The sequence below is a fragment of the Stenotrophomonas sp. NPDC078853 genome (genome assembly GCF_044901215.1).
Lineage (GTDB): Bacteria > Pseudomonadota > Gammaproteobacteria > Xanthomonadales > Xanthomonadaceae > Stenotrophomonas > Stenotrophomonas lacuserhaii.
Genome location: NZ_JBJDOQ010000019.1, coordinates 58,266 through 83,194, shown reverse-complemented (window position 1 = coordinate 83,194; position 24,929 = coordinate 58,266). Strand labels below are relative to the sequence as shown.

Annotated in this window: 22 protein-coding genes; 14 read left to right on the top strand and 8 right to left on the bottom strand. The window is 67.0% G+C overall.

The window, feature by feature from the left end:
• The 3 genes from ACI2JH_RS16880 to cyoD all read left to right on the top strand — a co-directional run.
• Positions 1 to 679, top strand: a 679-nt coding sequence (locus ACI2JH_RS16880) for a cbb3-type cytochrome c oxidase subunit I (RefSeq protein ID WP_404736768.1), incomplete at its 5' end; no start/stop codon positions are given.
• The gene (cyoC, locus tag ACI2JH_RS16875; RefSeq protein ID WP_042613165.1) at positions 676 to 1,314 is read left to right on the top strand and encodes a cytochrome o ubiquinol oxidase subunit III; all 639 of its coding nucleotides are present in this window, start codon (positions 676 to 678) and stop codon (positions 1,312 to 1,314) included. The genes ACI2JH_RS16880 and cyoC, both read left to right, overlap by 4 nt.
• Complete coding sequence (cyoD, locus tag ACI2JH_RS16870; protein WP_042613166.1) at positions 1,314 to 1,658, top strand: cytochrome o ubiquinol oxidase subunit IV; 345 nt, start codon at positions 1,314 to 1,316, stop codon at positions 1,656 to 1,658. The genes cyoC and cyoD overlap by 1 nt, the downstream gene beginning before the upstream one ends.
• Before the next feature lie 147 nt (positions 1,659 to 1,805).
• On the opposite strand, the gene ACI2JH_RS16865 is transcribed toward cyoD, so the two are convergent.
• A complete protein-coding gene (locus ACI2JH_RS16865; RefSeq protein ID WP_404736767.1) occupies positions 1,806 to 3,863 on the bottom strand; it encodes a putative bifunctional diguanylate cyclase/phosphodiesterase in 2,058 nt (685 codons plus the stop codon).
• A 162-nt stretch (positions 3,864 to 4,025) separates the two neighbouring features.
• Between ACI2JH_RS16865 and radA the strand changes: the two genes are divergently transcribed.
• A complete protein-coding gene (gene radA, locus ACI2JH_RS16860) occupies positions 4,026 to 5,408 on the top strand; it encodes a DNA repair protein RadA (protein WP_101100286.1) in 1,383 nt (460 codons plus the stop codon).
• Between the two features lie 145 nt (positions 5,409 to 5,553).
• On the opposite strand, the gene ACI2JH_RS16855 is transcribed toward radA, so the two are convergent.
• Positions 5,554 to 6,351, bottom strand: coding sequence for an inner membrane protein YpjD (locus tag ACI2JH_RS16855; RefSeq protein WP_101100244.1), 798 nt, complete (start codon positions 6,349 to 6,351; stop codon positions 5,554 to 5,556).
• 120 nt (positions 6,352 to 6,471) lie between these two features.
• Between ACI2JH_RS16855 and ffh the strand changes: the two genes are divergently transcribed.
• The 8 genes from ffh to ACI2JH_RS16815 all read left to right on the top strand — a co-directional run bounded on the left by ffh (position 6,472) and on the right by ACI2JH_RS16815 (position 12,475).
• Positions 6,472 to 7,848, top strand: coding sequence for a signal recognition particle protein (gene ffh / locus ACI2JH_RS16850; protein WP_101100245.1), 1,377 nt, complete (start codon positions 6,472 to 6,474; stop codon positions 7,846 to 7,848).
• Positions 7,849 to 7,891: 43 nt separating this feature from the next.
• Complete coding sequence (locus tag ACI2JH_RS16845) at positions 7,892 to 8,965, top strand: NAD(P)H-dependent flavin oxidoreductase (RefSeq protein WP_404736766.1); 1,074 nt, start codon at positions 7,892 to 7,894, stop codon at positions 8,963 to 8,965.
• On the top strand, positions 8,962 to 9,765 hold the full coding sequence (locus tag ACI2JH_RS16840) for an aminotransferase class IV (protein ID WP_404736765.1): 804 nt from the start codon (positions 8,962 to 8,964) through the stop codon (positions 9,763 to 9,765). The genes ACI2JH_RS16845 and ACI2JH_RS16840 overlap by 4 nt, the downstream gene beginning before the upstream one ends.
• 102 nt (positions 9,766 to 9,867) lie before the next feature.
• The gene (gene rpsP / locus ACI2JH_RS16835) at positions 9,868 to 10,128 is read left to right on the top strand and encodes a 30S ribosomal protein S16 (protein WP_042612633.1); all 261 of its coding nucleotides are present in this window, start codon (positions 9,868 to 9,870) and stop codon (positions 10,126 to 10,128) included.
• A gap of 43 nt (positions 10,129 to 10,171) precedes the next feature.
• The gene (rimM, locus tag ACI2JH_RS16830; RefSeq protein WP_182655926.1) at positions 10,172 to 10,684 is read left to right on the top strand and encodes a ribosome maturation factor RimM; all 513 of its coding nucleotides are present in this window, start codon (positions 10,172 to 10,174) and stop codon (positions 10,682 to 10,684) included.
• Complete coding sequence (gene trmD, locus ACI2JH_RS16825) at positions 10,684 to 11,442, top strand: tRNA (guanosine(37)-N1)-methyltransferase TrmD (protein WP_182655927.1); 759 nt, start codon at positions 10,684 to 10,686, stop codon at positions 11,440 to 11,442. Before rimM ends, trmD begins: the two co-directional genes overlap by 1 nt.
• A 156-nt stretch (positions 11,443 to 11,598) precedes the next feature.
• On the top strand, positions 11,599 to 12,006 hold the full coding sequence (rplS, locus tag ACI2JH_RS16820) for a 50S ribosomal protein L19 (protein WP_101100249.1): 408 nt from the start codon (positions 11,599 to 11,601) through the stop codon (positions 12,004 to 12,006).
• Positions 12,007 to 12,094: 88 nt separating this feature from the next.
• Positions 12,095 to 12,475, top strand: coding sequence for a DUF6404 family protein (locus ACI2JH_RS16815; RefSeq protein WP_182655928.1), 381 nt, complete (start codon positions 12,095 to 12,097; stop codon positions 12,473 to 12,475).
• A 658-nt stretch (positions 12,476 to 13,133) separates the two neighbouring features.
• Here ACI2JH_RS16815 and ACI2JH_RS16810 read toward each other — a convergent pair.
• Positions 13,134 to 14,621 (bottom strand): MATE family efflux transporter, encoded by a 1,488-nt coding sequence (locus ACI2JH_RS16810; protein ID WP_101100251.1) that lies wholly within the window; start codon positions 14,619 to 14,621, stop codon positions 13,134 to 13,136.
• A 178-nt stretch (positions 14,622 to 14,799) separates the two neighbouring features.
• On the opposite strand from ACI2JH_RS16810, the gene ACI2JH_RS16805 reads away from it, so the two are divergent.
• Positions 14,800 to 15,207: an RNA-binding S4 domain-containing protein gene (locus tag ACI2JH_RS16805; protein WP_404736764.1), complete on the top strand. Its 408-nt coding sequence runs from the start codon at positions 14,800 to 14,802 to the stop codon at positions 15,205 to 15,207.
• Positions 15,208 to 15,305: 98 nt separating this feature from the next.
• On the opposite strand, the gene katG is transcribed toward ACI2JH_RS16805, so the two are convergent.
• The 4 genes from katG to mutS all read right to left on the bottom strand — a co-directional run bounded on the left by katG (position 15,306) and on the right by mutS (position 23,159).
• Positions 15,306 to 17,543, bottom strand: a complete 2,238-nt coding sequence (katG, locus tag ACI2JH_RS16800) for a catalase/peroxidase HPI (protein WP_404736763.1) — start codon at positions 17,541 to 17,543, stop codon at positions 15,306 to 15,308.
• A 156-nt stretch (positions 17,544 to 17,699) separates the two neighbouring features.
• Positions 17,700 to 18,329: a DUF937 domain-containing protein gene (locus ACI2JH_RS16795; protein WP_404736762.1), complete on the bottom strand. Its 630-nt coding sequence runs from the start codon at positions 18,327 to 18,329 to the stop codon at positions 17,700 to 17,702.
• 87 nt (positions 18,330 to 18,416) lie between these two features.
• Entirely contained in the window at positions 18,417 to 20,435 is a 2,019-nt protein-coding gene (locus ACI2JH_RS16790) for an acyltransferase family protein (RefSeq protein ID WP_404736761.1), read from the bottom strand.
• Between the two features lie 153 nt (positions 20,436 to 20,588).
• Positions 20,589 to 23,159, bottom strand: coding sequence for a DNA mismatch repair protein MutS (gene mutS, locus ACI2JH_RS16785; RefSeq protein ID WP_223181690.1), 2,571 nt, complete (start codon positions 23,157 to 23,159; stop codon positions 20,589 to 20,591).
• A gap of 174 nt (positions 23,160 to 23,333) precedes the next feature.
• Between mutS and ACI2JH_RS16780 the strand changes: the two genes are divergently transcribed.
• Positions 23,334 to 23,849: a hypothetical protein gene (locus tag ACI2JH_RS16780; protein WP_319274671.1), complete on the top strand. Its 516-nt coding sequence runs from the start codon at positions 23,334 to 23,336 to the stop codon at positions 23,847 to 23,849.
• Positions 23,850 to 23,921: 72 nt separating this feature from the next.
• Here ACI2JH_RS16780 and ACI2JH_RS16775 read toward each other — a convergent pair whose 3' ends face one another.
• Positions 23,922 to 24,884, bottom strand: coding sequence for a cation diffusion facilitator family transporter (locus ACI2JH_RS16775; RefSeq protein ID WP_404736760.1), 963 nt, complete (start codon positions 24,882 to 24,884; stop codon positions 23,922 to 23,924).
• Positions 24,885 to 24,929: the final 45 nt, after the last annotated feature.

Here is a 24,929-nt window from a genome sequence, read left to right as displayed (position 1 = left end):
GAAGATGTTCGGCTACAAGCTCAATGAGTTCTGGGGCAAGGCCGCGTTCTGGTGCTGGTTCATCGGCTTCTACGTGACCTTCATGCCGATGTACGTGCTGGGCTTCATGGGCATGACCCGTCGCCTGCAGAGCACCGTCAATCCGGCCTACGAACCGTTGTTGCTGATCGCCGCAGGTGGTGCCTTCATCGTAGGCGCCGGCATCCTGTGCCAGGTCATCCAGATCTTCGTGTCGATCCGCGACCGCAAGAAGAACATGGACCTGACCGGCGATCCGTGGGACGCCCGTACGCTGGAGTGGGAAACCTCTTCGCCGCCGGCCTTCTACAACTTCGGTACGCTGCCGCAGGTCACCGAGCTGGACGATTTCTGGGCACGCAAGCAGCGTGGTGAAGCCTGGCCGAAGCCGGCCAGGTATTCCGACATCCACATGCCGCGCAACACCGGCACGGGCGTGGTGATCGGTGCCTTCAGCATGGTGTTCGGCTTTGCGATGATCTGGCACATCTGGTGGCTGGCCATCATTGGCCTGGTCGGCATGATCGGCACGTTCATCTACCGCACCTTCGACAAGGACGTGGACTACTGGGTCCCGGCCGCCGAAGTGGAGCGCATCGAAAACGAACACCGCAAGCACCTGGTTGCCCAGGGCCTGGTCAAGTCGGAGCTGAAGGCATGAGCACCCATACCCCAACCGTGAACCACGGGCACGCCGCGCAAGCGGCGGCCCATGGCCATGACGAGCACGAGCACCACGACACCGGCGGCAACACCGTCTTCGGTTTCTGGGTGTACCTGATGAGCGATTGCCTCATCTTCGCTTCGCTGTTTGCCACCTACGTGGTGCTGGTCGGTGGTACCGACGGCGGCCCCGGCCCGGGCGACCTGTTCGAGCTGCCGTTCGTTGCGTGGGAAACCGCGCTGCTGCTGACCTCCTCGCTGACCTTCGGCCTGGGCATGATCGCCATGCACAAGAACAAGGTCGGCCAGCTGTACCTGTGGCTGGGCATCACCTGGTTGCTGGGCTTCGGCTTCATGTGCATGGAAGTCTGGGAGTTCAACCACCTGATCCACCAGGGTTACGGTCCGGACCGCAGTGCCTTCCTGTCGGCATTCTTTGCCTTGGTCGGCACCCACGGCCTGCACGTCAGCGCTGGCCTGCTGTGGCTGCTGGTGATGTTCATCCAGGTCAAGCAGAACGGCCTGACCGCGACCAACAAGACCCGCCTGGCGTGCCTGAGCCTGTTCTGGCACTTCCTGGACCTGATCTGGATCGGCGTGTTCTCCGTCGTCTACCTCAATGGAGCGCTGTAATGGCACATGACAACGCACACGACCATGGCCACGGCGCTGGCGGCGAAAGCCACGGCAGCGTCAAGTCGTACCTGATCGGCTTCGTGCTGGCGGTGATCCTGACCGTCATCCCGTTCTGGGTGGTGATGTCGGGCGATTTCTCCCGCACCGTCAGCGGCGTGGTGATCGCGGTCTCCGCAGTGCTGCAGATGCTGGTCCACCTGGTGTTCTTCCTGCACCTGGACCGCTCGTCGGAAAGCCGCTGGAACGTCAACGCGGCGGTGTTCACCGTCGTGGTGATCGGCATCATCGTCGCCGGCACCCTGTGGGTCATGCACAACATGAACGTGCACATGATGCACTGACGTCTTCGCGACGTTGCCGCAAACGAGAAGGCCACCCCTCGGGGTGGCCTTTTTGCTGGTGCGCTCGCTGGGGACTACGGCTCTTGGTGGGTGACGACCAACGGTCGTCACCCACCGAGGGCGGTTGTCACCCACCGAGGGCGGTCGTCAGGCGACCTTGCGCAGGAACTCGTCCGGGGCCATCGGGCGGCCCAGGTGGTAGCCCTGCAGCTGGTCGCAGCCCAGGCTGCTGAGGTAATCGCGCTGGCCGGCGGTTTCCACGCCCTCGGCCACCACGTTGAACTGCAGCGAACGGCCCAGTGCGACGATCGAGGACACGATGGCTGCATCCTCGGCGTTGTCTTCCAGGTCGCGCACGAAGGCGCGGTCGATCTTCAACTCGGTGGCGGGCATGCGCTTGAGGTACAGCAGGCTGGAGTAGCCGGTGCCGAAGTCATCTATCGAAATCCGCACGCCCAGCGCGGTCAGCGCGTTGAGGATCTGCAGGCTGGTTTCCACGTTCTTCATCGCCGTGGTTTCAGTGATCTCCAGCGTCAGCCGGCTGGCCTCCAGACCATGCCGTTCCAGCGTTTCCCTTACCGTTTCCACCAGGCCGGCCGCGGCGAACTGCAACGGCGACAGGTTCACCGCCATCGTCCAGTGTGGATTGCCGGCGTCATGCCACGCCCGCAGCTGCGCGCAGGCCTGGTCCAGTACCCAGTCGCCAATGGGCAGGATCAAGCCGCTGCGCTCGGCGATCGGGATGAAGATGTCCGGCGCCAGCATGCCCAGCTCCGGGTGTTGCCAGCGCAGCAGCGCTTCAGCGCCCACCGCGGGCGCGCCGGCAGCGACGAACTTGGGCTGGTAGTGCAGCAGCAGCTCGCCACGTTCGGTAGCTTTGCGCAGGTCCTGCAACAGGCGCAGCTGGTGATTGGCGCTGACCTGCATGGACGGGGTAAAGAAGGTGTAGCCATTCCGCCCTTCCTGCTTGGTGTGGTACATCGCTGCATCGGCGTTGGCCATCAGCGCGCGTTCGTCGGCCGCATCGTCCGGATACAGCGCAATACCCAGGCTGGCGGTGACCTGCAGTTCGGCCGCCTCGATCAGGAAGGGTTCGGCCACGGCCGCGATGATGCGCTCGGCCACCACCATCGCATCGTCGGGTTCGTCGATGGGCAGCACGATCACGAACTCATCCCCACCCAGGCGCGCGAGGGTGTCCTGCGGCCGCAGCAGGGAGCCGATGCGCTGGCTCACCTTCACCAGCAGGCGGTCGCCGAGCTGGTGGCCGTAGGCATCGTTGACGGTCTTGAAGCCGTCCAGGTCGCAGAACATCACTGCCACCGCGTGGTTGCGCCGGCGTGCTTTTTCAATCGACTGTTCGATGCGATCCTGCAGCAGCGAGCGGTTCGGCAGCTGGGTCAGCGGATCGTGCAGCGCAGCCTGCAGCAGCTTGTCATTGGCGCGTTCCAGCGACTCGGCCAGCAGGCCGGTGCGTTCGCGCATCTGGCGGTCGAACAGGGAGGCCACCAGCGCGATGCCGATGGTGCCCAGCGTGGTGACGATGACCAGCACCGCCAGCCATTGCGCATCGATGCCGCCGTCGATCACCGCCCCGCACAGGCTGCCCGGCGGGAAGCGTGCCGCAGCTATGCCGGTGTAGTGCATGCCGACGATGGCAAGGCCCATCACCAACGACGCGGCGCCGCGCAGGCGGCGGGTATTGCGGCCTTCGACGCGCAGGCGGAAGGCGATCCACAGCGCTGCGCCGGCGGCGCCGAAGGCAATCAGGAGGGAGGCGATGAACCACAGCGGGTCGTAGTCGATCCCCGGTTGCATGCGCATCGCGGCCATGCCCAGGTAATGCATCGCAGCGATGCCCAGGCCCATCAGCAGCGCACCGGCGAACAGGCGGCGGGTGGGCAGGTGCGGACGCGAGACCAGCCACAGCGCATACGCCGAGGCGCCCACTGATACCGCCAGCGAGTACACGGTGATGGCCAGGTCGTAGCCGATCGGGATCGGCAGCTTGAAGGCCAGCATGCCGATGAAGTGCATCGACCAGATGCCCAGGCCCATCGCCGCGGCGCCGCCGGCCAGCCACCAGCGCGCCACGCGCCCTTGCGCGGTGGCCAGTCGGCCTGCCATGTCCAGTGCCGTGTAGGAGGCCAGTACGGCCACCAACAACGAGAAAAAGACGAGGCTCTGGCTGTAGCTGCCAGTCATGGGAGGTCCTTGGAATGGGGGAGGGCGCGCAGGGCGCCGCACATGGTAGCGGCCGGTCCGCGCTGAACCTGAGTGGAGCATCACGCAGGTCGGGGTGGCGGGTCGCAGCGGTTGCGACGGGGCTCGGCTATGCTCGCCATCCAACGCGCAACCGGAATGATCATGGCCAAGAGCCGCACCGCCTACGTCTGCAGCGAATGTGGCGCCGATTACAGCAAATGGCAGGGCCAGTGCACCGAGTGCAAGGCCTGGGACACGCTGTCGGAAATCGTCGTGGAAAGCGCGGCGGCGGCCGGTGCGCCGGCCTCCCGTCGCAGCGGCTGGGCCGGCAAGATCGATCCGCCCAAGGTCACCGCCCTGAAGGACGTGGCGCAGACCGACCACATCCGCGTCACCACCCGCATCGGCGAGTTCGACCGCGTTCTCGGCGGTGGCCTGGTGGAGGGCGCGGTGGTGCTGGTTGGCGGTGACCCGGGCATCGGCAAGTCGACCCTGCTGCTGCAGGCGGTGGCTCTCATGGCCGCCGAACTGCCGGTGCTGTACGTCACCGGCGAGGAATCGCTGGCCCAGGTGGCTGGCCGCGCGCACCGGCTGGAGCTGCCGCTGGAGGGCGTCAACGCGCTGGCCGAAACCTGCGTGGAAACCATCCTGCAGCACGCCGGCAAAGCCAAGCCGCGGCTTATCGTGGCCGACTCCATCCAGACCCTGTGGACCGAATCGCTGACCGCCGCCCCCGGCTCGGTCAGCCAGGTGCGTGAAAGCGCGGCGCGGTTGGTGCGCTTCGCCAAGGAGACCGGTACCGCCGTGTTCCTGGTCGGCCATGTGACCAAGGAAGGCGGTATCGCCGGCCCGCGCGTGCTGGAGCACATGGTCGATGCGGTGCTGTATTTCGAAGGCGAAAGCGGCAGCCGTTTCCGCCTGCTGCGCGCGTTCAAGAACCGCTTCGGTGCGGTCAACGAACTGGGCGTGTTCGCGATGGGCGACAAGGGCCTGAAGGAAGTCTCCAACCCCTCGGCGATCTTCCTGTCCGGCGGCAGCACGCGGCAGCCGGGCTCCTGCGTGATGGTCACCCGCGAGGGCACGCGGCCGTTGCTGGTGGAAGTGCAGGCGCTGGTGGATGCCTCGCCGCTGTCCAATCCACGCCGCGTGGCGGTAGGCCTGGAACAGAACCGGTTGGCGATGCTGCTGGCGGTGCTGCATCGCCACGGCGGCGTGCTGGTCGGCGACCAGGACGTGTTCGTCAACGTGGTCGGCGGCATCCGCGTGCAGGAGACCGCAGCCGATCTGCCGGTGCTGCTGGCGGTGCTGTCCTCGCTGCAGGACCGCGCCCTTGCGGAGAAGACCATTGCCTTCGGGGAAGTGGGCCTGTCCGGCGAAATCCGCCCGGTACCGAACGGCGAAGACCGCCTGCGCGAAGCGGCCACCCATGGCTTCAAGCGCGCCATCGTGCCCAAGGCCAATGCGCCCAAGGGCGGCACGGTGAAGGGCATGGAAGTGATCGCGGTGGAGCGCCTGTCCGAAGCGCTGGAAGCGGCTGGCGCGTAAGCTGCCGGCACGGCGTTACCGGCCCTGTAAGGCGATGGGCCGGGTGCGCGCGCAGGCTTGCTGGTGAACAGCCCCCTTGTTGTTCAAGGGGGCGCGCCAACGGCGCGGGGATAAGGTGGAATGCGTGGGCATACGACCCGATGCTTCACCGGGTCGTATGCCCGAAGACCAGTTCGATCACGAACTGGCTGCCGAAGAACGCCAGCAACAGCAGCAGCATCGCGCTGAGGGTCCAGTGCACGGCCTTCAGGCCGCGCCAGCCGTAACGGCGGCGGCCGATCAGCAGCACCCCGAACACGATCCACGACAGCACGCTGAGCACGGTCTTGTGCACCAGCTTCTGCGCCAGCAGGTCATCGACGAACAGCACGCCGGTGACCAGGGTCAGTGTCAGCAGGAAGAAGCCGACGGTGATCACCCGGAACAACAGTGATTCCAGGTCCGCCAGCGGCGGCAGGGCACGCAGCCAGGGGCGGAATTCGCGCCGACGCAGGGCGCGTTCCTGCAACCACTGCATGATCGCCAGCAGCGCGGCGATGCTCAGCGTGGCGTAGGACAGCAGGGCCAGCCAGGCGTGGGTGGCCAGCCGCCAGCCCAGTTCCTTGCTCGGCTCATGTCCATAGCCGTGGTAGGCGCCCAGCAGCACCGCCGCCAGCGGAAACACCACCACGCCGAGTGCGGCCATGCGGCCGCGCGCGCCCACCAGCGAGGTCAGCCCGGCCATGCCCAGGCCGACCAGCGACAGCGCGGCGAAGAAGTGCATGTCCGGCCCGCCGGCGCTCTGCAGCGCCACCTGCACGTGGTAGCCGGCGTGCAGCAGCAGCGCCGGCACCGCAGCGGCCAGCCAACCGCGGCCCGGGCGCGGCGCATCGCTGCCGACCGCGCGCACCAGTGCGGCGGTGGCGGTCAGGTAGAGCAGGGCTGCGATGAGAACGATTGTCATCGTGGAAGTTTCGCACACCCCCAACGCAGTGGCGACGGCCCATCGCGCGCGCCCGGGTCGCCGGGGCGACCGGCTATACTGTCTGCCTCATTGTCCCCCGTTCCAGACAGGTTGCATCGCATGTTCGAGTCCCTGACCCAGCGCCTTTCCGGCACCATCGAGCGCCTGCGCGGCCGCGGCCGCCTGACCGAGGAAAACATCCGCGACGCCACCCGCGAAGTGCGCATCGCGCTGCTGGAAGCCGACGTCGCCCTGCCGGTGGTGCAGGCGCTGATCGAGCGCATCAAGGAGCGCGCGGTCGGCCAGGAAGTGCTGAAGTCGCTGACCCCCGGCCAGGCGTTGATCAAGGTCGTCCGCGACGAGCTGACGAACGTGATGGGCGCTGAAGCCAGCGACCTGAACCTCAACGTGCCGGCACCGGCGATCATCCTGATGGCCGGCCTGCAGGGTGCGGGCAAGACCACCACGGTGGGCAAGCTGGCCAAGCACCTGAAGGAAAAGCGCAAGAAGAAGGTGATGGTGGTGTCGGCCGACGTTTACCGTCCGGCCGCGATCGAGCAGCTGAAGACCCTGGCCGAGCAGGTGGGCGTGCTGTTCTTCGCCTCCAGCGCCGACCAGAAGCCCGAAGCCATCGTGCGCGCGGCGATCGATGACGCACGCAGGTCCTTCGTGGACGTGCTGATCGTCGATACCGCCGGCCGCCTGGCCATCGACGAAGCGATGATGGCCGAGATCAAGGCCCTGCACGCCGCGGTCAATCCGGCCGAAACGCTGTTCGTGGTCGATGCGATGACCGGCCAGGACGCGGCCAACACGGCCAAGGCCTTCGGCGATGCGTTGCCGCTGACCGGCGTGGTGTTGACCAAGACCGACGGTGATGCCCGTGGTGGTGCCGCGCTGAGCGTGCGTTACATCACCGGCAAGCCGATCAAGTTCGTCGGCGTCAGTGAAAAGCCGGACGGCCTGGATGTGTTCCACCCGGACCGTATCGCCAGCCGCATCCTGGACATGGGCGACGTGCTGTCGCTGGTGGAGCAGGTCGAGCAGCAGGTCGACAAAGACAAGGCGCAGAAGCTGGCCGAGAAGGTCGCCAAGGGCAAGAAGTTCGATCTTAACGACATGCGCGACCAGCTGGAGCAGATGCAGAACATGGGCGGCATCGGCGGGCTGATGGACAAGCTGCCGGGCCTGGGGCAAATCCCCGAGCACCTCAAGGCGCAGGTCAGCCAGGGCAAGGAAGTGCCGCGCATGATCGCCATCATCAGCTCGATGACCAAGAAGGAACGGCGTAATCCGGGCCTGCTCAATGGTTCGCGTCGTGCCCGCATCGCACGCGGTTCGGGCACCCAGCCGGCCGACGTCAACAAGCTGATGAAGCAGTACATGCAGATGGAAAAAATGATGAGCAAGATGGCCGGCGGCGGCATGAAGGGCATGATGCGCAGCATGAAGGGCATGATGGGCGCCATGGGCGGACGCGGCCTGCCGTTCCGCTGATACCGCCCGGCCCCGCACGGACTCGTCAGAAGAGGCTCGATGCATGCGTGATGATGGAATTGCTGGCCGGGTAGAACGCTTCTGCCAGCGCTTCAACCTGCAGATGCCGGTCCTGCTGGCTCCCATGGCCGGCGCCTGTCCGGTGCCGCTGTCGGCGGCGCTGGCAACCGCCGGCAGCATGGGCGCGATGGGCGCGGTGCTCTCCCCCGCAGCCGATATCGGCCGCTGGATGGATGACTTCCGTAGCCGCAGCAGCGGCCCGGCGCAGGTGAATCTGTGGATCCCCGATGCGCCTGCGCTGCGCGATGCGCAGGCCGAAGCGGCAACCCGCGCGCTGCTGGCGCAATGGGGACCCGAGGTGCCGGCCAGTGCCGGCGACGCCGGTCCGGCGGATTTCAACGATCAGTTCAACGCCGTGCTGACCGCACGACCGGCCGTGCTGTCCACCATCATGGGCGTGCTCGAGGACCGCCAGGTGCAGCGATTGAAGCAGGCGGGCATTGCCTGGATCGCCTGTGCGACCACCCTGGCCGAAGCGCGTGAGGCGCAGGCCGCCGGTGCCGATGCGGTGGTGGCGCAGGGCTTCGAAGCCGGCGGACACCGCGGTGCGTTTGATCCGGCGCAGGCCGAGCGCCAGCTGGTGGGCCTGTTCTCGCTGTTGCCGCGCTTGGTCGACCATCTGGATATTCCGGTGATCGCCGCAGGCGGCATCGCCGACGGCCGTGGCATCGCCGCCGCACTGACCCTGGGCGCCAGCGCGGTGCAGATCGGCACCGCGTTCCTGCGTACCCCGGAGGCAGCGATCGCGCCGGCATGGGCCGATGCGCTGGCGAACAGTGAACCGGAAGACACCTGGCCCACCCGTGCCTTCAGCGGCCGGCTGGGACGCGGGCTGGCCACCGATTACGTACGTGCGGCCGCCGAAGCCGATGCGCCGCCGCCGCGACCCTATCCGGTGCAGCGCGGGCTGACCGCGGCGATGCGTGCGCAGGCGGCGCGCGACAACGCCCTGGCTTCGATGCAGGCCTGGGCGGGGCAGTCGGCGTGGATGGCGCGTGCCGAACCGGCCGCTGCCCTGCTGCAGCGCTGGTGGCAGGACGCGCAGGCGCGCCTGTGAGCGTGACGGGCAGCAGCGTGCTGTTCTGCAATGGCCAACCGGCCGATGCGGCGACGTTGGGCGCGGCCTTGGTCAATTATGGCCACTTCACGTCGCTGCAGGTACGCGGCCATGCAGTGCAGGGCCTGGACCTGCACCTGCAGCGCCTGGCGCATGCAACGCAGGCGCTGTTCGGCAGCATGCTCGATGAGCGCCAGGTGCAGCGATGGATGGCGCAGGCGCTGCAGCATGCTGGTATGGCGGATGCATCGCTGCGGGTGACGGTGTTTTCCCGTGCCTTCGATTTCCGCGACCCGTTGTCCGTCGTGCCGGTGGACGTGCTGGTGGCCGTGTCCGCGCCGGTGCGGCTGAGCGCTTCGCGCGCGGTGTGCAGCGTGCGCTATCAGCGCGAACTGCCGGGGTTCAAGCACGTGGGGACGTTCGGCCTGTTCCAGCAGCGGCGCGAGGCGATGGCCGCCGGCTTCGACGACGCGCTGTTCCTGAACGAGGAGGGCCAGGTCAGCGAAGGCAGCACCTGGAACCTGGCCCTGCACGACGGGCAGCAGCTGGTATGGCCGCAGGCGGCGGCGCTGCGCGGTACCGCCGAGGCGCTGCTGCGGCAGCATTGGAACGGGCCACAGGTGGTGAGGGCGGTTGCCGCGGCCGAGCTGGACGGAATCCAGGCGGCGTTTGCCTGCAACGCCAGCGGGATCTGGCCGCTGGGGGCCATTGACGGCCGCGCGCTGGCCGGATCGGAGGCGCTGGCAGCACAGGGCAGGGCGGTGATGGCCGCGGTGCCGTGGCAGGCGTTGCAGGTGTGAAGGCCGCAAACCCAGGCTGGGGTTGGCTTGGGCCGAAGCTGCCGCTATAATCGCCGGCTTACCGCGCCATCCTGGCGACTGGGTTACATAGGAAAATACACCATGGTCAAGATTCGACTGACCCGCGGCGGCGCCAAGAAGCGTCCGTTCTACCACATCATCGTGACCGACGTCCGTAGCGCCCGCGACGGCCGCAACATCGAGCGCGTCGGTTTCTACAACCCGGTTGCACAGGGTGGCGAGAAGCGCATCGAGCTGGACCTGGCCCGCGTTGACCATTGGGTCAAGAACGGCGCCCAGCCGACCGACAAGGTCCGCAACCTGATCAAGGAAGCGTCCAAGTCCCAGGCCGCTGCGGCCTGATCTTGAAGGGCCGCGCCCGTCGCGGCCCATCTGGCATACGCAGATGAAAGATATCGAGCGCCGGATCCTGCTGGGCAGGGTTGCCGGCGCTTTTGGTGTGCGCGGCGAACTTAAGCTCGAGTCCTGGACCGAGCCGCGTTCTGCCATTTTCAATTACCAGCCGTGGATCGTGGTGAGCCCCTCGGGGCAGGAATCCACGATTTCCGGTGTCCGCGGTCGCGATACCGGCAAGCACCTGATCGCCCGGTTCCCCGACGTGGATGACCGTGACGTGGTCGAGGCCATGCGCGGTACCGAGGTCTACGTGGCACGCAGCTCGCTGCCGCCGCCGAAGCCGGACGAGTACTACTGGGTCGACCTGGAAGGCCTGGACGTCAAGACCGTCGACGGGGTATCGCTGGGCCAGGTGTCGCACCTGTTCTCCACCGGTTCCAACGACGTGCTGGTCACCCGCGGCGACCGTGAGCGGATGATCCCGTTCGTGCAGCCGGAGTTCGTCAAATCCGTGGACTTCGATGCCAACCTGGTCATCGTCGACTGGGATCCGGACTTCTGATGCGCTTTGACGTCATCACCCTGTTCCCGGAATTCCTTGCCCAGTCCGCCGGACTGGGCGTGGTCGGCCGGGCGCAGGAAAAAGCGTTGTTCAGCCTGCACGGCTGGAATCCGCGTGATTACGCCGAAGGCAACTACCGTCGGGTGGATGATCGTCCGTTCGGTGGTGGGCCGGGCATGGTGATGCTGATCGAACCGCTGCAGGCCTGCCTGTCCGCGGTGCGCGCGGCGGACCCGACCCCGGCGCCGGTGATCTACCTGAGTCCGCAGGGCCGTCCGCTGACCCAAGCCAAGGTGCGTGAACTGGCGGCATTGCCGCGCATGATCCTGCTCTGCGGCCGTTACGAGGGAATCGACGAACGGTTCCTGGCCAGTGCGGTCGACGAGGAGATTTCCCTCGGCGACTACGTGCTGTCCGGCGGCGAACTGGGGGCGGCGGTGATCATCGACGCCGTGGCCAGGTTGCAGGAGGGCGCGTTGAATGACGCCGAATCCGCCGCCCAGGACAGCTTCGAAGGTGAACTGGGGCTGCTCGACTGCCCGCATTTCAGCCAGCCGGCCCAGCATCCGCTGGGCGACGTCCCGGATGTGCTGCGCTCGGGCAACCATGCCGCCATCGCCGCCTGGCGCAGGCAGCAGTCGCTGCTGCGGACCTGGCAGCGGCGGCCCGAATTACTGGACGAGTCCACGTTGAACAAGGCCGACCGCAAGCTGCTGGCACAGGGCCGGGACGGATTGGAAAGCGACAAGAACCCCTAGCAAGGGCGGCCCGTATTGGGCTATGATTGCGAATTACCATCGCCCGTACTGGTCGATGTGCTCCATACATAACAAACGTGCGGCACAGTCCAGTGACCGCATGAGCCCACGCTGTCGAATGACACGCCCACCCGAACATATGAATCGGTGTAACCCATGAGCAAGCTGAACAAAACCATTCTCGCGGACTTCGAAGCCGCCCAGATCACCCGCGAACTGCCGAAGTTCAGCCAGGGCGACACCATCGTCGTGAACGTGAAGGTGAAGGAAGGCAACCGTGAGCGCGTCCAGGCCTACGAAGGCGTTGTGATCGCGACCAAGAACGGCGGCCTGAACTCGGCCTTCACCGTGCGCAAGATCTCGCACGGCTACGGCGTCGAGCGCGTCTTCCAGACCCACAGCGCCATCATCGACTCGGTCGAAGTGAAGCGTCGTGGTAAGGTCCGCGCCGGCAAGCTGTACTACCTGCGTGGCCTGGAAGGCAAGGCTGCCCGCATCAAGGAAGATCTGGCTGCTGCTGCGCAGGCCAAGGCCGCGCGCCTGGCTGCCAAGGCTGCCCAGTAATACCTGCCGACAACTCCGGTTGTCGCCGCAACGGCCGCCTTCGGGCGGCCGTTTGCGTTCGGGTCCGCGCAGCGGCTATGTTCCGGGGATGAATACGTCTACTCCCCCAATTCCCGAGCGCTATCCGCCGCAGGTGCGCCGCGCGCTGCAGCAGCTGGACGCCGCTGGCGTGAAGCGTTCGATGTCCGCGCCGCCGCTGTACCGCCTGTTCTGGCGGCTGGGCTGGGGCGTCGCCCCACCGATCCTCACCGGTTTCGCCACCAACGTGCTGACCACCGGTGCATGGTTCGGCATCGGCTGGGGCACGGTGATGTGGCTGATGCTGTGGCGCAGTAGCGGCATGACCGGGCTGGGGATGGTGACCACGGCCGTGTTGGCCGGTTTGGCCTTCGGCGTGCTGATGGCGGTGATGCTGCGCTACCAGCGGCAGCGCTTGGGCCTGCCACTGTGGAAAGACATCGCGGCCTGAGGCAAGGTCCGCGACACCCGGTAGCGCCGACCCACGGTCGGCGAGCGCAGCGGACCGCAGCGGAGAGATTCCGCCGAGCACGGCTCGGCGCTACCGGGCACAGGGTCGCGCCGACCCACGGTCGGCGAGCGCAGCGGACCGCAGCGGAGAGATTCCGCCGAGCACGGCTCGGCGCTACCGGGCGCTGGGTCGCGCCGACCCATGGCCGGCGAGCGCAGCGGACCGCAGCGGAGAGATTCCGCCGAGCACGGCTCGGCGCTACCGGGCGCTGGGTAGCGCCGACCCATGGCCGGCGAGCGCAGCGGGCCGCAGCGGAGAGATTCCGCCGAGCACGGCTCGGCGCTACCGGGCGCTGGGTAGCGCCGACCCATGGTCGGCGAGCGCAGCGGACCGCAGCGGAGCGATTCCGCCGAGCACGGCTCGGCGCTACCGGGCGCTGGGTAGCGCCGACCCATGGTCGGCGAGCGCAGCGGACCGCAGCGGAGAGATTCCGCCGAGCGCGGCTCGGCGCTACCGGGCGCTGGGTAGCGCCGACCCACGGTCGGCGAGCGCAGCGGACCGCAGCGGAGAGATTCCGCCGAGCACGGCTCGGCGCTACCGGGCGCTGGGTAGCGCCGACCCATGGTCGGCGAGCGCAGCGGGCCCTGCGCGGGCGGCCTCAGCGCGGTGGCGTGGCGGGCGAGGCGGCCGCAGGCGCGGCGATTTCCAACGCGGCATCCGGGTCGGCCACCGGCGATGGCGGACTGGCCGGGACTTCGGCCGGCGTACCATGCGCGGGGCTGTCCAGCATCCTGGCCTTGCGCCATCCGCCCCAGCGGTAATACGCCAGCGACAGCAGCATCGACACCAGTGAGCTGGCCGGAAAACTCCACCAGATCGCGTCCACGCCCAGGTACGGCTGCAGCAGTTCGGCGAAGGGCACCCGCACGCCCCACAGCGACCCGGCCAGGATCAGCAGCGGCGCCAGCACCGCGCCGGTGGAGCGCACCACGCCGGAAATAACGAAGCTGACACCGAAGAACAGGAACGACCACACCGCGATGTGGTTGAGGTGCCGGGCCGCCTGCAGCGCCTGACTGCCATCGGGCAGGAACAGTGCCAGCGTGTAGCGGTCCAGCAGGATCAACGGGGCGATCAGCACGCCGGTCAGCAGGAAATTGAACAACACGCCCTGGCGCGCGGTGGCGCGTACGCGGCCCCACAGCTGCGCACCGACATTCTGCGCGGCCATCGACGAACATGCCGCACCGATCGCCATCGCCGGCATCTGCACGTAGGTCCACAACTGCAGCGATGCGCCGTAGGCGGCTGCGGTATCGGTGCCGTACTGGTTGACCATGGTCATCAGCATGATCATCGACAGCGAGATCAGCACCATCTGCAGGCCCATCGGCACGCCCTTCACGACCAGCGCCTTCAGGATCGGCAGGTCCACTTTGAACAGCGCCATGTCCCTGCGCCCCAGCCACAGCACGTGGCGCTTGTGGCGCATGTACAGCAGCAGCGCAACCAGCGAGAGTGTCTGCGCGATCAACGTGGCCCATGCGGCACCGGCGATGCCCAGCTCCGGCAGCGGCCCGAGGCCGAAGATCAGCAGCGGGTTGAATACGATGTCCAACGCGACGGAAACCAGCAGGAAGCGGAACGGCGTGCGCGAATCGCCTGCGCCGCGCATCGCCGCGCTGAGGAACGCGAACGCGTACAGCGTCGGCATCGCCAGGAAGATCACCTTCAGGTAGGCCTCGGCCAGTGGCAACGACGCGGCGGGCGTGCCCATTGCCGCCAGCAGGGGATGCGCCAGGAACCAGCCGGCCACCGCGATCACCACCGACAAGCCGATGAAGAAGGTCGCGCTGGTACCCATGACCCGGCGCGCCTGGCCGATGTCCTTGGCGCCCATCGCCTGGCCGATCAGGATGGTGGAGGCCATCCCGATGCCGAACACCGAGCCGATCAGGAAGAACATGATGTTGTTGGCGTTGGCCGTGGCGGTCAGTGCCGCTTCGCCGAGGAACCGCCCGACCCAGACCGCATTCACCGAGCCATTCAGCGACTGCGCGATGTTGCCCGCCAGGATTGGCAGGGAGAACAGCAGCAGGTTGCGCCCGATGGGGCCGGATGTGAGGTCGAGCGGCGCTTTTGCCATGGGTTGGAGATCGAGCGGGCGTGCGCGAACACTAGCATCTGGCAAGTCTGCGGGATGTGCCGGTGAATCATTCACCGAGGGGCGCAGCAGGCAGCCGGGGGAAGCTTGATTGCCGCAGGGAAGGCCGCATGTCCTGAGCAGCATCTCCTTGAACGAGCCCGCGGAGCAACCCCTGTCGATGACCGAGTTTTCCCTGCCGCAGCCCAGTGTCCGCCTGGATATCTGGTTGTGGGCGGCACGATTCTTCAAGACCCGGAGCCTGGCCAAACAGGCCGTTGAAACCGGAAAGGTGACCGTAGCTGGCCAGCGGCCGAAGTCCTCGCGCGCGGTGCGGGTCGGCGAGCAGCTGAGCATCGAGCGCGGCGAAGAGCAGTTCGAAATCACGGTGGCCGCGTTGAGCGACCAGCGCGGTCCGGCGCCGGTGGCCCAGCAGCTGTATGCGGAAACAGACGCATCCAAGGCACGTCGTGCAGAGCAGCGTGCATTGCGGATCGCGGCGCGTGATGGGTACAAGGCGCCGGAGCACAAGCCGGACAAGCGGGCGCGAAAGCTGATCCGCGCGTTGGGGGACCTGGACGCGCTTTGAGTCTGGGGTGGAAGGCGGTGACGACCAACGGTCGTCACCCACCGAAATCAATCACCCACCCGGGTCGGTCCATGCCGCCCGGGTGAGGGGCTGCGACTTCAGCCGTGCAGGTCGTAGCGGTCCAGTTCCATCACCCGCGTCCAGGCGGCGACGAAGTCCTGCACGAACTTCTTCTGGCCATCGGCACTGGCATACACCTCGGCCACCGCGCGCAGCACCGAGTTCGATCCGAACACCAGGTCCGCACGGCTGGCGGTCCAGCGCGTGGCCACGCCGTTGCGGCTGCTGCCTTCGTAGCCATCGCCGGCGGCCTTCCACTGCGTGCCCATGTCCAGCAGGTTGACGAAGAAGTCGTTGCTCAGCGTGCCGACACGATGGGTCAGCACGCCGTGCTTGCCACCGTCCACATTGGCGCCCAGCACGCGCAGGCCGCCGACCAGTGCGGTCATTTCCGGTGCGGTCAGGGTCAGCTGCTGGGCCTTGTCGATCAGCAGCGCTTCGGCCGGGACGCTGTAGCGTCCCTTGAGGTAATTGCGGAAGCCATCGGCTGCCGGCTCCATCACCGCGAAGGACTCCACATCGGTCTGTTCCTGGCTGGCATCGGTACGGCCTGGAGTGAACGGCACGCTGATGTCATGCCCAGCGGCCTTTGCCGCCTGCTCGATGCCCACGCCACCGGCCAGCACGATCAGGTCAGCCAGTGAAACCTGGGCGCCACCGGCACCGTTGAAGTCGGCCTGCACGTTCTCCAGCGTGGCCAGCACCTTGGCCAGCTGCTGCGGCTGGTTGACCGCCCAGTCCTTCTGCGGGGCCAGGCGCACGCGTGCCCCATTGGCGCCACCGCGCTTGTCACCGCCACGGAAGGTCGATGCCGATGCCCACGCGGTGGACACCAGTTCGGCCACGCCCAGCCCGCTGGTGGCGATCTTCTGCTTCAGCGCGGCCACGTCCCTGGCGTCCACCAGTGGATGCGTGGCTTGGGGCACCGGGTCCTGCCAGATGAAGGTTTCGGCCGGGATTTCCGGGCCGAGGTAACGGGCACGCGGGCCCATGTCGCGATGGGTCAGCTTGAACCAGGCGCGTGCGAAGGCATCGGCGAAGGCCTGCGGATCGGCCAGGAAGCGGCGCGAGATCTTTTCGTAGGCCGGATCGAAACGCAGCGACAGATCGGTGGTCAGCATGGTCGGACGGTGCTTCTTCGATGCATCGTGTGCATCGGGAATCACCGCCTCGGCATCCTTGGCCACCCACTGGTGGGCGCCCGCCGGGCTCTTGGTCAGTTCCCACTCGTGCTTGAACAGCAGCTCGAAGAAGTCGTGGCTCCACTGCGCCGGGGTGCGCGTCCAGGTGACTTCCAGGCCGCTGGTGATGGTGTCCCCGCCCTTGCCGCTGCCGAAGCGGTTGCTCCAGCCCAGGCCTTGGCGTTCCAGTCCATCGGCCTCCGGTTCCGGACCGACGTTGTCCGCCGGGCCGGCACCGTGGGTCTTGCCGAAGCTGTGGCCACCGGCGATCAGCGCAACGGTTTCCTCGTCGTCCATCGCCATGCGGCCGAAGGTGTCGCGGATGTCGAAGGCGGCCAGCAACGGATCGGGGTTGCCGTCCGGGCCTTCGGGGTTCACGTAGATCAGCCCCATCTGCACGGCGGCCAACGGGTTTTCCAGCTTGCGCGAATGCACGTCGCCGTCGGCATCGTCATCGGATACCAGCACGCCGCCGGCCTTCTCCACGCCTTCCGAACCGTGCTTGTAGCGCTCGTCGCCGCCGAGCCAGGTGGTCTCGCGGCCCCAGTACACGTCCTGGTCCGGTTCCCAGGTATCCGGGCGACCGCCGGCAAAGCCGAGCGTCTTGAAGCCCATCGATTCCAGCGCGACATTGCCGGTGAGGATCAGCAGGTCCGACCAGGAAACAGCCTGTCCGTACTTCTGCTTGATCGGCCACAACAGGCGTCGTGCCTTGTCCAGGCTGACGTTGTCCGGCCAGCTGTTGAGCGGGGCGAAGCGCTGCTGCCCACGGCCGCCACCGCCGCGACCATCGCCGATGCGATAGGTGCCCGCGCTGTGCCAGGCCATGCGCACGAACAGGCCACCGTAGTGCCCGAAGTCGGCCGGCCACCAGTCCTGCGAATCGGTCATCAACGCTTTCAGGTCATTCTTCAGCGCCTGGTAGTCCAGGCCCTTGAACGCGGCGGCGTAGTCGAACTGCGGATCCAGCGGATTGGAGCGCGAGGAATGCTGGTTGAGCAGGTCCACGCGCAGTTGCTTGGGCCACCAGTCCCGGTTGGTGGTGCCTTCACCGGTGACGGCGTGGTTGAACGGGCACTTCGCTTCGCTATTCATGGGTCTCTACCTGTGTACTGGCGAATGTTTATAGGGAACGTAAATCGATGTCCCATCCCACGGTAAGCACCGCGCGCGGGAACGTACATTCGATTCGCTCAACCTCATCAATAGTAAGAAGCTATGAACTAGGAGCGATTGGACAGTCGTGCCCAATCAGGGGCGCTTGCCGAGCAGTCCACCGCCGATTTTCAGGACATCACCGAGGCCAAACTGCCCATCGCCGTCCTGATCGAGCAGGGCGCCGAGGCCACCGCCAGCCATGCCTGATGACTGTGCTTCCTGTCCGAGGGCCTGGCTGAGCTGGCCGGCGTTGCCCTGCTGGGCAAATTTCTGGGCCAGGAACGACATCACGATCGGGGCAAGCAGGGCCAGCAGCTGGCCGGACCTGCTGCTGTCCAGCCCGGTCTTCTGGCCCAGCAGCTGCGCGGCCTGCGGACTCTGGCTGCCGAATACATGACCCAGGATGCCAGCGCCATTGGTGGCCTGGCCGCCGGCTCCGCCGAGCACCGCACCCAGCAGGCCGCCGAGGTCGAAACCGCCTGCGCCGCTGGCGGCGGTCGGGCTGGTTCCGAGGTGATCACGCTGCAGTGCGTTGAGCAGCGACTGCGCCCCCTGGGGATTGCTGGCGTTGTTGCCCAGGGCGCCCAGCAGCAGCGGCAGCGCGGACTGGATCGCCTGGCTGGCCTGGTTGCTGTCCACGCCGAGGGTCTGGGACACCTGCTGCAGGGCCGGACCCTGCTGCAGCTGCTGGAGGAGGGAGCTGGTGAGCGACTGCGTGTTCATGGCGGAACTCCTGCGGCTCGGTGTGGGCGACTCGGGTGTCGAACCCGCCGAGCATAACGCCGCCTGCACCCAAGCGATGCGAAGGCTTCACGGTGTGCCCAGGGGCACGCCAGCAGCAGGCGGAGCCGCGACGTCGGCAGTGCGCTCCCCTATTTCCAGCAGCAGCCGGTCGAAATCAGGCAGCAGGGTGCGGTTGCCGTGCCCACTCAGGTGATCCTGGTCGAAGAACAGAGGTTGGTCGCCATCCATTGCCGCGCAGCGCTGCGGCGTGCAGAGCAAAGGCATCGGATCCCAGACGTGCAGCGCCGGATAGCGTGCCGACAGACGTTGAAGCATCGCCAGCTGCGGCGCGCGCAGGGCCTCCATCTCCGCACGCGGCACGCTGAGTCCGCCGGCGCAGGCCGGGTTCATCCGGTTGAAGGCATCGGAGCATCGGTAGGCGGCCGAGCGGAACACCGGCATCGGTGCATCGATGATCACCTGCACGTTGAGCGCCTGCAATCGCTGCAGCACGGCATCGGCGTCGCGCTCGGCCGCAGCGGTATCGGCCGCACTGCGCTCGCCGCGCAGGGCAGCGAAGCCTGCTGCTTCGCCACGGCTCCAGTCCGCATCGCGCAGTTCCTGCATGCGCAGCGACGCCAGCAGTACGATGTCTCCGGGCCGCGCCTCATCTTCGATCTTCTGCAGGACGCGACCCACGTAAGGCGCGCAGTCCACGCTGCTGGCCCGCAGCAGGTTGACGATGCTGCAACCACCGCGCTCTTCAATGTGCAGCTCAAGGTCGAACTGTCGCGCCGCAATCGTCACCATGTTGCGATAGGCCGCCGCGTGCGAATCCCCGGCGACGAACAGACGGCGGCCCGCAAGTGCAGGTGCATCGATCGGCTCGACCGGCATCCAGGCGGGTTGCCGTTGTGCCCTCCAGGCGTAGCCATCGCGCGTGGCGCTCAATGACAGGCTGTCGGTGTACTGGAGGATGGTCCATGCACCTGCAGTGGAAACGCCCAGCCCGGCCATGGCGCAGAGCAGCAGTTTGCCGGGGTGCCAGCGGCGACCAGCGCGAGCATTGCGCAGGGGGCGTTCCACCCAGTGATACGACGCGCTGGCCAGCGCCAGCAGCATGACGGGGTAGGCCCACAAAGCGATGCCCTGCATGCCGTAGGTCCAGCGCAGCAGGACCAGCAATGGCCAGTGCCACAGATACAGCGAATACGACAACCTTCCCAGATACACCAGCGGAGCCCATTGCAGGCCGCGCAGCAGGACATGCGGTCGTGGCGCGCCGTTGGCCGATGCCGCAGCGCCAAGCAGCATCACCGTGCCGACCACGGTGGCGATGGCGCCGGGGAACGGCACCGGCTGATCCCCGGCGAACAGGAACCCGACCACCACCAGCAGCAGCCCCGGCACCGCCCAGCCTTGCCAGTGCGGCGCCAGCGTGCGGGTGGCGATGCATTGATACAGCAGCGCGCCAGCGGCCAGTTCCCACAGGCGTGCTGGCAACAGATAGAACGCGCTGATGGGCGCGGCCTTGGTCTGCCAGGCGGCCAACAGCAGCGATGCCAGCGCCAGCAGCGGCAGGATCGCGTTTACCCATGGCCGCGATTGCCGTGCCCGCAGCCACACCAGGAACAGCAGCGGAAACAGCAGGTAGAACTGTTCCTCCACGCCCAGTGTCCAGGTATGCAGGAACGGATTGAGGTCTGCACCCGGAGAGAAGTAGTCCCCCTGCTGCCACGCCAGCACGAAGTTGGCGACCCCGAACAGCGCGCCCAGCCCGGTCTGGTCGAACTGCTCGTTACGCCACGCACGCGGCATCAGCAGGGCGGACAACAGGAAGGTGAACAGCAGCACCAGCAGCAGCGCGGGGAGGAGGCGGAGTACCCGGCGACGGTAGAAGTCCAGCAGGTAGGGGACGGCGTGGGCGTGCGGACGCGATGCCAGCGACTGGCTTATGACGAAGCCGGACACCACGAAGAACAGGTCCACGCCACTGAAGCCCCCGGGCAGCAGGGACGCATCGACGTGGAAAATGACCACCGCCAGCACGGCGATGGCACGCATGCCATCGATGGCGTTGTCATGGCGCGGTTTGGGATAGGACATGGACGAACCAGCGGCGGGCAAGGCCACAGGATCGAAAGCTGCGCGATGGCAGACAAGCAGCAGATGCGACACGCGTGATTGCTGTTGGGCCAGCGTTGAGCCCGGCCCGGTAGCGCCGACCCATGGTCGGCGAGCGCAGCGGGCCGTGCAGAATCAGATCAGCGCCTTCAACCGATACAGTGCTTCCAACGCCTGCCGCGGCGTCAGTTCATCCGGGTCCACCGCCGCCAAGGCATCCAGTGCGGCGGTGTTGTGGGCGGCAAACAATCCGAACTGCTGCGGCGCATCCAGCGCCTGCGGCGCAACGGCCGCCGACTGGGTTTCACCGCCACGCTGTTCCAGCTCGGCCAGCCGACGTCGTGCCTGCGCCACCGTCGCGCGCGGCAACCCGGCCAGTGCGGCTACCTGCAGGCCGAAGCTGCGGTTGGCCGGGCCATCCTTCACTGCATGCATGAACACCAGCCGCTCGCCGCCGTTCTGGTCGGTGTGTTCCACCGCGTCCAGATGCACGTTGGCGATCCCGCTGCGGCCACCTTCGTGCTGTTCGCCGGCCAGTGCGGTCAGCTCGAAATAGTGCGTGGCAAACAAGGTGTAACAGCGGTTCTGCCATGCCAGATGACGCGCCACCGCGTCGGCCAGCGCCAAGCCATCGTAGGTCGACGTACCGCGACCGATCTCATCCATCAGTACCAGCGAGTGCTCGGTCGCGTGGTGCAGGATGTAGCTGGTCTCGGCCATTTCCACCATGAAGGTGGACTGCCCGCGCGCCAGATCGTCGCCGGCGCCGATGCGGGTCAGGATGCGGTCGATCGGGCCGATCACCGCCCGGCTGGCGGGCACGAAGCTGCCGATATGCGCCAGCAGCACGATCAGTGCGTTCTGCCGCATGTACGTGGACTTGCCGCCCATGTTCGGGCCGGTGATCACCAGCATGCGGCGGTCCGGGTGCAGGTCCAGGTCGTTGGGTTCGAACGGCTGGTCGCGCACCGCTTCCACCACGGGGTGGCGGCCGCGTTCGATCTTCAGGCAGGGCGCGGTTTCCAGCTCTGGCCGCGACCAGTCCAGCGCCTGCGCGCGTTCGGCGAAACCGGCCAGCACATCCAGTTCGCTCAGCGCGCCGGCGCACTGCTTCAGCGGCTCCAGGCAGTCGCCCAGCGTGTCCAGCAGCTGCTCGTAAAGCTGCTTCTCGCGCGACAGCGAGCGGTCGCGCGCGGACAGCACTTTGTCTTCGAAACTCTTCAGTTCTTCGGTGATGTAGCGTTCGGCATTGGTCAGCGTCTGGCGGCGGGTGTAGTGCACCGGGGCGCGGTCGGACTGGCCCTTGCTGATTTCGATGTAATAGCCGTGGACGCGGTTGTAGCCGACCTTCAGCGTGGCGATGCCGCTGCTTTCGCGTTCGCGCTGTTCCAGGTCGATCAGGAACTGGTCGGCATGCGTGGACAGCCGGCGTAGTTCATCCAGTTCTTCATCGAAGCCATCCGCCAGCACGCCACCGTCGCTGAGTTTGAGCGGTGGCATGTCGGCGATGGCGCTGGCCAGCAGGCGCGCGCAGTCGTCGTGCTCGCCGAGCAGCTGATGCAGCGCCTGCAGGCGCGGCGAATCCAGCGGGGCGAGCACCTCGCGCACCGCCGGCAGCAGGCCCAGGCCATCGCGCAGTGTGGAGAAATCGCGGGGGCGCGCCGAGCGCAGCGCCACGCGGGTCAGGATGCGTTCCAGGTCGCCCAGGCGCCGGAACTGTTCACGGATATCCGCATCCGCGCCGCGGTCGATCAGTGTTTCCACGGCATGGTGGCGCTGTACGAGTACCTCGCGCAGGCGCAGCGGCCGGTGCAGCCAGCGCCGCAGCAGGCGTCCGCCCATCGGGGTGACGGTGCTGTCCAGCACGCCGAGCAGCGTGTTGCGGGTATCTCCATCGACGCGGGTATCCAGCTCCAGGTGGCGGCGCGTGGCGGCATTCATCGCGATCGCTTCGCCCGCGTTTTCCATCGCGATGGATGTCAGGTGCGGCAGGCGCTGCTTCTGGGTTTCTTCGACGTAGCCCAGCAGCGCACCGGCGGCACCGGTGGCACGTGGTTTGTCATCGATGCCGAATCCACTGAGGTCATGCAGCTTGAAGAACGCGAGCAGCTGGCGGCGGCCACTGTCGGCGTCGAACAGCCACGGCGCACGCAGGCGCACGCCCTTGCGCTGGCGCAGGAATTCCGGCCAGTTCTCTTCGTCGGGGACCAGCAGTTCGGCCGGTTCCAACCGGGCGAGCTCGGCTTCCAGCGCGTCATCGGTGTCCACTTCATTGACCAGGAAGCGCCCGCCGGCCAGGTCGGCCCACGCCAGCCCGTAGCCGGACCTGCTGCGCGAAAGCGCCATCAGCAGGGTGTCGCGGCGCTCGTCCAGCAAGGCTTCGTCGGTGACGGTGCCGGGGGTGACGATGCGCACCACCTTGCGTTCCACCAGGCCCTTGGCCAAGGCGGGGTCGCCGATCTGTTCGCAGATCGCCACCGATTCGCCCAGAGCCACGAGCCGGGCCAGGTAGCCTTCGTAGGCATGCACCGGCACGCCGGCCATCGGGATCGGGGCACCGCCAGAGCTGCCGCGCTGGGTCAGGGTGATGTCCAGCAGCCGCGCGGCCTTGCGTGCGTCGTCGTAGAACAGCTCGTAGAAATCGCCCATGCGGAAGAACAGCAGCAGGTCCGGGAACTCGGACTTGGCGGCGAAGAACTGCTTCATCAGGGGGGTGTGTTCGGGCTGTTTCTCGGTCACGCGGGGTCCATCTTGAGGCGGGTGCGGGCATGGGGCGGCCGCGGATGGACCATTGTAGGGGAGGCAGCCAAAGTCCGGGATGCCGCTACCCGGCGCCGTTGTCGGCGACCTTCCCGGAGCGTATAAGTTTGCCCGTCCCCAATGCTCGAGCGCGAAGCACAGATGCACCTTGGTTACCTGTTGGCTTTGCTGACACTGCCCCTGCTGGCCACCGTTTTCCGCGTCGCGGACTTTGCCAGATCGGATGGGGAGGTGCGTATTGCCATCTGGGATTGCGCATGGGACCAGCTGCGCGCCATGGCTGTGTTCGGCATTCTTGGCCCGCCCCTCGGCCTGCTGCCCTTCGCGCTGGGTGCGCTGGTTATTGACGGCGAGTTCAAGAACATCCTGGTGCTGGTGCCCCTGTCGTTGCTCTCCTACGTGGTGGGCGCTGCCCCTGCGCTGACCAGTGCAGTGACGGTAGGGGCGCTCGCACCGTGGCTGGCAGGGTGGCCCGCGCTGTGGACATGTTTCGCGATCGGGGGCGTTCAGTCACTGATCTGGTTCCTCGCGGCCGACCTTGCCGAGACCCTTTTTCTGGGCGTAGCGTGTGGTGGGGTAGCAGGGATGGCCTGTGCACGCGTGTTCTTCGGCTCGCCCGGCAAAGCGCCGCACTAGCATGCCCGGACAGGCGCCGCAGGCGCTCTGGAACCGAGTGGTCAACTCCAGGCATCGCCGGGCAAGCGGTCGTCAGCCCTCCGCCACGGGCCCGGCGAGCATCGCCGCCCGACGCGCCCGATAGACCTCCGGCGTCTGCGGTTTGATGAACAAAGCCGTCAGCTCGGGATACTCGCGCTTCACCGCCTGCTCGATGCGGGTGATGCATTCCTCGATCTGCGGCGTGGTGCGGTCGTCTTCGAACTCTGCACTGAGCATCGCAACGACCTGGTTGGGTCCCATCTGCATGGTGCTCAGGCCGTTGGCACGGCGCACGTCCGGATCGGCGCCGGCTACTTCCAGGATGCGCTCGGCCACATGCGGGTGTGCGGCCTCGCCAACGAGAAGGCCCTTGGTTTCGCGGGCCAGCAGGAAGGCGGTGGCAGCCAGCACGGCGGCAATGCACAGCGACGCCACGCCATCCAGCACCGGCATGTCCAGCAGCTGTGCGGCGAGCAGGCCGACCATCGCAAAGCCCAGCCCGAGCAGCGCCGCGCTGTCTTCCAGCAGTACCGTGAAGGTGGTGGGGTCCTTGCTGCGCCGGAAGGCTTCGAAGTAGCCCATGTGGCCCTTGGTAGCGCGGAATTCGCGCAGCGCGATCCACCACGAAGTGCCTTCGAACACCATCGAAACACCGAGCACGATGTAGCTCACCAGGTGGTTGGTGGCCGGCTCCGGGTGCAGGATGTGCTGCACGCCCTGGTAGCCGGACACGATGGCGCCGGCGGCGAACACCAGCAGGGCGACGATGAAACTCCAGAAGTGCAGCTCGCGGCCATGGCCGAACGGATGCGTTGCATCGGGTTTGCGTTCGGCGCGGCGCAGGCCGTACAGCAACAGCAGCTCGTTGATGGTGTCCACCAGCGAATGCACGCCTTCGCTGACCATGGCCGAGCTGCCGGACAGGCCGGCGGCGATGAACTTGGCGATGGCGATGGCGAGGTTGCCGGCGAGGGCGGCGTAGATGACGAGACGGGAACCGGAGGGCTTGGCCATGGCAGGGCAGACGGGTGGGGGGCTACATCATCGGCAAACGGCCGT

Excerpts from the sequence above, each read along its gene's own strand:
- ACI2JH_RS16855 (WP_101100244.1), bottom strand. The coding sequence starts at position 6,351 with ATGACAATCGTTCTCATCGCAGCCCTGCTCTACCTGACCGCCACCGCC.
- rplS (WP_101100249.1), top strand. The coding sequence starts at position 11,599 with ATGAGCAAGCTGAACAAAACCATTCTCGCGGACTTCGAAGCCGCCCAG.
- ACI2JH_RS16805 (WP_404736764.1), top strand. The coding sequence starts at position 14,800 with ATGACCGAGTTTTCCCTGCCGCAGCCCAGTGTCCGCCTGGATATCTGG.
- mutS (WP_223181690.1), bottom strand. The coding sequence starts at position 23,159 with ATGAAGCAGTTCTTCGCCGCCAAGTCCGAGTTCCCGGACCTGCTGCTG.
- ACI2JH_RS16775 (WP_404736760.1), bottom strand. The coding sequence starts at position 24,884 with ATGGCCAAGCCCTCCGGTTCCCGTCTCGTCATCTACGCCGCCCTCGCC.
- ACI2JH_RS16845 (WP_404736766.1), top strand. The coding sequence starts at position 7,892 with ATGCGTGATGATGGAATTGCTGGCCGGGTAGAACGCTTCTGCCAGCGC.
- ffh (WP_101100245.1), top strand. The coding sequence starts at position 6,472 with ATGTTCGAGTCCCTGACCCAGCGCCTTTCCGGCACCATCGAGCGCCTG.
- ACI2JH_RS16795 (WP_404736762.1), bottom strand. The coding sequence starts at position 18,329 with ATGAACACGCAGTCGCTCACCAGCTCCCTCCTCCAGCAGCTGCAGCAG.
- ACI2JH_RS16815 (WP_182655928.1), top strand. The coding sequence starts at position 12,095 with ATGAATACGTCTACTCCCCCAATTCCCGAGCGCTATCCGCCGCAGGTG.
- rimM (WP_182655926.1), top strand. The coding sequence starts at position 10,172 with ATGAAAGATATCGAGCGCCGGATCCTGCTGGGCAGGGTTGCCGGCGCT.
- cyoD (WP_042613166.1), top strand. The coding sequence starts at position 1,314 with ATGGCACATGACAACGCACACGACCATGGCCACGGCGCTGGCGGCGAA.
- ACI2JH_RS16865 (WP_404736767.1), bottom strand. The coding sequence starts at position 3,863 with ATGACTGGCAGCTACAGCCAGAGCCTCGTCTTTTTCTCGTTGTTGGTG.
- katG (WP_404736763.1), bottom strand. The coding sequence starts at position 17,543 with ATGAATAGCGAAGCGAAGTGCCCGTTCAACCACGCCGTCACCGGTGAA.
- ACI2JH_RS16790 (WP_404736761.1), bottom strand. The coding sequence starts at position 20,435 with ATGTCCTATCCCAAACCGCGCCATGACAACGCCATCGATGGCATGCGT.
- rpsP (WP_042612633.1), top strand. The coding sequence starts at position 9,868 with ATGGTCAAGATTCGACTGACCCGCGGCGGCGCCAAGAAGCGTCCGTTC.
- cyoC (WP_042613165.1), top strand. The coding sequence starts at position 676 with ATGAGCACCCATACCCCAACCGTGAACCACGGGCACGCCGCGCAAGCG.
- trmD (WP_182655927.1), top strand. The coding sequence starts at position 10,684 with ATGCGCTTTGACGTCATCACCCTGTTCCCGGAATTCCTTGCCCAGTCC.
- ACI2JH_RS16810 (WP_101100251.1), bottom strand. The coding sequence starts at position 14,621 with ATGGCAAAAGCGCCGCTCGACCTCACATCCGGCCCCATCGGGCGCAAC.
- ACI2JH_RS16780 (WP_319274671.1), top strand. The coding sequence starts at position 23,334 with ATGCTCGAGCGCGAAGCACAGATGCACCTTGGTTACCTGTTGGCTTTG.
- radA (WP_101100286.1), top strand. The coding sequence starts at position 4,026 with ATGGCCAAGAGCCGCACCGCCTACGTCTGCAGCGAATGTGGCGCCGAT.